Origin of the sequence: Rhodoferax sp. (assembly GCF_014859475.1) — a bacterium.
Classification (GTDB): domain Bacteria; phylum Pseudomonadota; class Gammaproteobacteria; order Burkholderiales; family Burkholderiaceae_C; genus Rhodoferax.
Map to the genome: position 1 here is coordinate 1 of NZ_JACUUE010000283.1, position 2,584 is coordinate 2,584.

At 58.2% G+C, this 2,584-nt stretch carries 3 protein-coding genes; 1 reads left to right on the top strand and 2 read right to left on the bottom strand.

The window, feature by feature from the left end; all coding sequences use genetic code 11:
• Positions 1 to 136: 136 nt before the first annotated feature.
• Together IBX54_RS14370 and IBX54_RS14375 are read right to left on the bottom strand one after the other, a co-directional pair.
• A complete protein-coding gene (locus IBX54_RS14370; protein WP_296543338.1) occupies positions 137 to 541 on the bottom strand; it encodes a type II toxin-antitoxin system VapC family toxin in 405 nt (134 codons plus the stop codon).
• Positions 541 to 780, bottom strand: coding sequence for an AbrB/MazE/SpoVT family DNA-binding domain-containing protein (locus tag IBX54_RS14375; protein ID WP_296543339.1), 240 nt, complete (start codon positions 778 to 780; stop codon positions 541 to 543). The genes IBX54_RS14370 and IBX54_RS14375 overlap by 1 nt, the downstream gene beginning before the upstream one ends.
• Positions 781 to 970: 190 nt before the next feature.
• Between IBX54_RS14375 and IBX54_RS14380 the strand changes: the two genes are divergently transcribed.
• Complete coding sequence (locus tag IBX54_RS14380) at positions 971 to 2,242, top strand: hypothetical protein (protein WP_296543340.1); 1,272 nt, start codon at positions 971 to 973, stop codon at positions 2,240 to 2,242.
• The last annotated feature ends 342 nt before the right edge of the window (positions 2,243 to 2,584 follow it).

Genomic DNA, 2,584 nt, shown 5'->3' on the forward strand with positions numbered 1-2,584 from the left:
GGTCATGGATTGCGTCACTGCGTTCGCAATGACGGGGCTGTTCATGGAAAGCGAAACGCGGCAGTCCATGCAGCCGCCGGACTGATTGGCGTTTGCCTGATTCAGCGCCGCATCTGCTTCGGAGCGGCCATCAGCTTTAATTTTCAGGAGAAATCAACTGCACGCTTGGAAAATAGGAAGCGTAGCGCCTCGTATCGCGGGTCAAGATGGGCAGGCCAGACACCGCTGCATGCGCGCCAATAAAGAAATCCCCTAAAACGTTGAGTTTGATGCCACCCAGACGCCGGTACCGCACAAATGCTTTACCCGCCAAAAACAAGGCAACATGCGGGATGCTTGTCATCACCAAGCCCATATCAGCAATCGTTTGATCCAGCGCCTCGACGCTTGAAAAGGTCGTTGACATTTCGGCGTAAATGATGGGGTTGATCAGAAGCTTATGAACGCGGGCCTGCATGCGCAACTGATGAATCGACCAATCTGACCATTGTGGATCGTCCTCCAGCACGTCAACCAAAATGTTGGTATCGACCAGCAGCATCAACGCTCACCACGTAGCAGTGTCATCAATTCATCGGTTCGCCATTTAATGTCTGCTCTGCCGCGGACCGCTGCAAAACGATCAGGCTGGCCGCTAGCCCGGGTTTCAATTTTGTGCAAAACCACATCGCCTTCGCGGTTGAGTGCAAAGTCAACCAGGCAGCCTGGGCCCATATTCAAAGCATCTCGAATGCGCTTTGGGATGGTGACTTGGCCTTTGCTGGTGAGGGTAGTTGGCATGGAAACTTTCGGTGGTAATACTTTGGAATTCTAGTGTAATGCCTGTTGAACTCGGACAAGCCTGATTGCCACGCTTCGCTCGCAATGACAGCCACTCACACCCAAAACGGTGTTCTTTCACGTTTGCGGGCTGGCGGCATTTTTGGAAACTGGCAAAATGACCCTTTTGGATTTTTATGGAAGCCAACACATGACCACCCTGTCTCAAACCCTGGCCATTGATACTTTACCGGCGCGCTACCAGCCTTTCGCCGGGCAAGCCCGGCAGCCGCTTGGCGCGCGCCGCCTGGCCCGTGCCGTTGCTGGCGCTGCCGCTGCCACGCTGGTGGCGCTGCTGGTGGGTTGCGCCAGCGAAGTCGTCAAGGAACCACCCCGCATGGTCTGGCCCGAGCCGCCCGAGACGGCGCGCATCGAGTTCATCCGCAATCTGGTGGACGACAAGGACCTGGTCAAGGACAGCACCACCAGCCAGATCATTTTCAAGTTCCTGGCCGGCGACGTGGCCTCGCCCAACCGCATCGTCGAGCCGATGGGGCTGACCACCTCGGCAGACGCGCACCGGCTCTACATCTCGGACTTTGCCCAAGGCAAGGTGTTTGTGTTCGACTTCGAGAAAAAAACCGCCAAGGCGATCGGTCAGGGCAAGCTGGCCGCGCCGATGGGTGTGGGGCTCGATGCCGCTGAAAACATTTACGTCGCCGACTCAGGCAGAGGCGGCGTGCAGGTGTTCGACGCCGCTGGCGAGCCGCTGCGCTTCATTACCGACGCTTCGCTGGAGCGTCCGGTGGGCCTGGCCGTGGATGTGCCGCGCGGCAAGGTCTATGTGGCCGACAGCGGGCGCACCGGGTCGGCCGAGCACAGCGTCAAGATCTTCGACCTGCAGGGCAAGCTGCTCGGCAAGATCGGCAAGCAGACCGGCGACATCCCGGGCTCCTTCCTGTTCCCCACTTACCTCACGGTGGATGCCCAGGGCAACCTCTTCGTGGCCGACACGCTCAACTCGCGGGTGCAAAAGTTCGACGCCGACGGCAAGTTCCTGAAGGCCTTCGGCAAGCGCGGCACCGCCTTTGGCATGTTCGACAAACCCAAGGGCGTGGGTGTTGACAGCTTTGGCAACCTGTACGTGGTTGACTCCGGCTGGAGCAATGTGCAGATCTTCAATGCCAAGGGCGATGTGCTGATGTTCTTTGGCGGCCGCGGCACCATACCGGGCTTTTTGCAAAACCCGTCGGTGCTGACCATCGACAAGAACAACCGTATTTACGTGGGTGATATTCTCAATCACCGGGTCGCCGTCTATCAATTGGTCAATACCACGGCCGAAGACGCGGCCATCAAGGGCGCCGCGGCGGCCGCGGCGGCGGCAGAAGCCGCGGATGCCGTAAAAGCCGCAGAAGCCGCAGCGGCCCTGGCCGCCAAGGCGGCTGAGGCTGCCGCCAAGGCAGAGCCGGCCAAGCAATAAGCGGGTTTCCCGTCCATGGGGGCGCTGGCCGTGGCGGTCAGCGCCCTTTTTTGTGAGGTTACCAAAACGTGACATTTCAGGGTTTGGCGATGAAAACAGGTTACCAAAACGAAACCTCGCCAAGCCCAATCCGGCCGAAGTCCAGCCAAAACGGGTCAAAAACGGGGCCAAAACGGGGCCAAAACGGGTTTTTTCGATGCTGGCGGCAAGTTGGCCCGCCTTTTGCTAATAGAGTTCAGTCCAGTCCAGTAATGGTCAGTGACCTTCATTTCAAACCAAGGAGCATTTAGTCATGAAAGTTTCAAAAAGTGTCTTAGCAGTCGGCCTGGCGCTGGCAACCTG

Coding starts and splice junctions, on each gene's coding strand:
- IBX54_RS14375 (WP_296543339.1), bottom strand. CDS start 780: ATGCCAACTACCCTCACCAGCAAAGGCCAAGTCACCATCCCAAAGCGC.
- IBX54_RS14370 (WP_296543338.1), bottom strand. CDS start 541: ATGCTGCTGGTCGATACCAACATTTTGGTTGACGTGCTGGAGGACGAT.
- IBX54_RS14380 (WP_296543340.1), top strand. CDS start 971: ATGACCACCCTGTCTCAAACCCTGGCCATTGATACTTTACCGGCGCGC.